Source organism: Halomonas sp. AOP30-A1-24 (assembly GCF_052378165.1).
Classification (GTDB): Bacteria; Pseudomonadota; Gammaproteobacteria; order Pseudomonadales; family Halomonadaceae; genus Vreelandella; species Vreelandella citrativorans.
In genome coordinates, this window is sequence record NZ_JBQSXL010000063.1 from 1 (window position 1) to 3,000 (window position 3,000).

Annotated in this window: 3 protein-coding genes; 1 reads left to right on the forward strand and 2 read right to left on the reverse strand. The window is 40.2% G+C overall.

The annotated features are described in order from the left end of the window. The first annotated feature begins 69 nt into the window (after positions 1–69). Positions 70–507 (forward strand): tyrosine-type recombinase/integrase, encoded by a 438-nt coding sequence (locus ACT3TJ_RS17780; RefSeq protein ID WP_444666108.1) that lies wholly within the window; start codon positions 70–72, stop codon positions 505–507. A 376-nt stretch (positions 508–883) separates the two neighbouring features. On the opposite strand, the gene ACT3TJ_RS17785 is transcribed toward ACT3TJ_RS17780, so the two are convergent. Both ACT3TJ_RS17785 and ACT3TJ_RS17790 read right to left on the reverse strand, forming a co-directional pair. Beyond that, positions 884–1,894, reverse strand: coding sequence for a hypothetical protein (locus tag ACT3TJ_RS17785; RefSeq protein WP_444622808.1), 1,011 nt, complete (start codon positions 1,892–1,894; stop codon positions 884–886). 128 nt (positions 1,895–2,022) lie between these two features. After that, complete coding sequence (locus ACT3TJ_RS17790) at positions 2,023–2,643, reverse strand: reverse transcriptase domain-containing protein (RefSeq protein WP_444622807.1); 621 nt, start codon at positions 2,641–2,643, stop codon at positions 2,023–2,025. Positions 2,644–3,000 lie beyond the last annotated feature (357 nt).

Here is a 3,000-nt window from a genome sequence, read left to right on the forward strand (position 1 = left end):
ATTTGGGCGACCCGTGTTCGTCTACAGATTGTCAAGAAGACGAGAGACCTCGCCCTCTGCAATTTAGCCATCGATAGCAAATTACGAGGGTGCGACCTCGTAAATTTACGAATACGGGATATAGCCCATGGTACGTGTATATCCCCGCGAGACATTGTGATGCAGCAAAAGACACACCGACCTGTCCAGTTCGAAATAACCGAGCAAACCCGTAATGCTATTGTGGACTGGATACAGCTGGCTCAACTCAGAAGCGAAAATTTCTTGTTTCCCAGCCGAATCAATAGCGCAAAGCATCTCTCCACGCGCCAATATGCCCGTGTCGTGAAAGCCTGGGTCACCGAAATAGGTTTAGATGCTTCAATCTATGGCACGCACACGATGCGCCACACCAAAGCCTCGCTGATATATCGCCGCACGAAAAACTTAAGGGCAGTGCAGCTACTCTTGGGTCACACGAAGCTGGAAAGCACCGTCAGATATCTAGGGATAGAGGTAGATGGATAGAGGTAGATGATGCGTTGGAAATGGCAGAACAGACAGAGGTTTGATAAGGATAAACGACGGCCTATTTCGGGCCGTCGTTGTCCGGCCAGAAGCGGACTTTTAGGCGGCTTTGATATAACGCTTTACTCACCGGTAAATTACCGGTGATTTTCAACCCCGTTGCCCAAATGGCTGCGCTTAAGTTCCATCCTCATTACTGATAGCATTTCTATGAGCGCCTGTCCTCGGCAATTGTTTTTTAAGAAATCGATTTATTTTCGCTCATTGACAATCTACTATCCACTAAACCTCGACCCCACTAATCTTTAGCGACTACATGGCGTAATATTCTTTAATTTTTTCAAGGCAGCCTCTTCTTGCTATTTTTCCTTGATATCTAAAGAGTCAAAAAATGCTGCTTAACCTTTTCGATTTCATCGAATATATATTTAAACTTATCAAAGTTAATCTTTGTTTTGCCTGAGCGAACAACCTTGGTAGAAAAGATATGTTTTCCGTATTGCTTGTTGACATCTATGTGTTTATCTGTAGAAAAAGTCTTTCCTTCAAGAACTGTACTAAGAGTTGCTGTATCAAACAAATCCTCCATCATTGAGTCCTTTCCTCCAGCATTAAGCGGTGTCAAAATGATGTAGAGATTATGAAAAAGGTGTACAAACCCGCCACTTTTTAATGCTTTTATATTGCTTGGGCATGACTTTAAATTATTAACTAAATGATTTAATAAATCCTTAGGGCCTTCATCATTATCAAGTACGAGAATTACTGGATTATTCGCCTTCCTACTTTCAAAGTTTCTTAGCTCGTCAGAATATCTTTTTACAAATCTAACAAACGGTGTAGCCCCATCGCCTAAATCGAGTAGATACATCGTTTTACGATTTAGATCTGGAAACTTTAACTTTGGCTTGTAATCCGTATTTTCGGTTTTTTGCTTAACAAGATTGGGATAACAAGCTTGAAGCTGGCTTAAAGCACTTTTTAAATATACGTTGTCAGTCTTTCCCTCAGTCAAAATAGTTGGATATTCATTTCCAAAAAAGTGTTTATAATGAAGAAACCTGCCGTAAATGGTTTCTCGAGAATTTAGTTTGTCACGAAAACTATTTAAGCCTTTATAAATTTTAGGTTCAAATTTTGGTTCAGGGTGCTTCTTTTTTTCGAGATTATTATAAAAATCAACCGAATCGATAAATGTTAGCCGGCCTTCTAGCTCTGATATCGCCCCATCTCTGAAGGTGCCATCTTGTTCGGCAACCTGGAACCTCCCTGTTTTGAATAGTGAGTGGGCCATAGCTCTGGTTAAACGCCAATATTCTGATTTAACACTTACCTTTTTATTTACAACCAAGCCAGTTGCTTCCTGCCTTGAATCTTTAAACTGCAATCTAGTTTTTGCTGGGTTTACTGAAAACCCTGAACGTCTTATTTCACTTAGCAGTTTTGAACCTAATACTGTATTCTCAACATCTTTAACAATCGCTGTTGGAAAAGCTCTTTTTCTAGTGGAAAAAGTTATGTCATCAGCATACCTTGTATAAGAGCATCCATTTTTTTTGCTAACTTTGATAGCTTAATATCAAGGTTGTTAGTTATAAGGTTGGCTATTACTGGAGAGCACGGGCTTCCTTGAGGGAGGGTGTCTTTATAGCATGCAATTTGAGCGATAACGGTTGCTATATGGGGATTTAACTCAAAGTCTCTATTGGCAATAAAATATCCACGAACCCTACCAAAATTAAAACTACCAAAGAAATTCTCTAAATCTATATTCAACACATTTTTTTTGCCGCGATGGATGCGAGCATTTGTAATTATGGATCTTTCCCGCTCAAAACCATGTGAAAGAGTGCATTCAATTTTATTATTAACATGAATGACAGCTTTACAATCCAATAGGAAATCTGACAATTTGCGCTGTAGGTCTTTCAATTCGGCCGATGGTGCGCTGATTGTTCTGACACCACCTGACTTTTTAGTAATATTGAATTGATGATAGTGCGAATTTACATGTGATTCCACACCTGGCTTGTACAAGGTCTTGGTAAGGAAGGCAGCTGAAACCCCTAATAATGTAGCTAGTTCAGGTTTGGTTTTAGCTTGTTTAAGTAGTAAGTAGTTTCTTCTATGAATCAAGTTATACTCTTTTACACAATAACGAAAAAAAGCTCACATGCACTCTTACGCGCAGCTAGCGAGTAATTCTGGAAAGCATATGAAGCAATCCGAAAAGGCGAGTCTCTTAGACCATGTTGCCACAGGTTGCGAAACGCAACCAACAAATCTGCATGTGAGCTACGCATATATTACCTTGTTAAGACAATAAGGCCAAGCTTCCCTGGTCTTTTTCTTAACATGCTACACAAGAACTGAGCACGCACACCAAGATGGTTGACTGAGGACAGCCACTACATTATTGCCTAAACGTCTCGTTAGAGCTCGGAATGCAGGACAACGTTGGTTGAGCGCGTCCTCACTGACACCTATTTCATC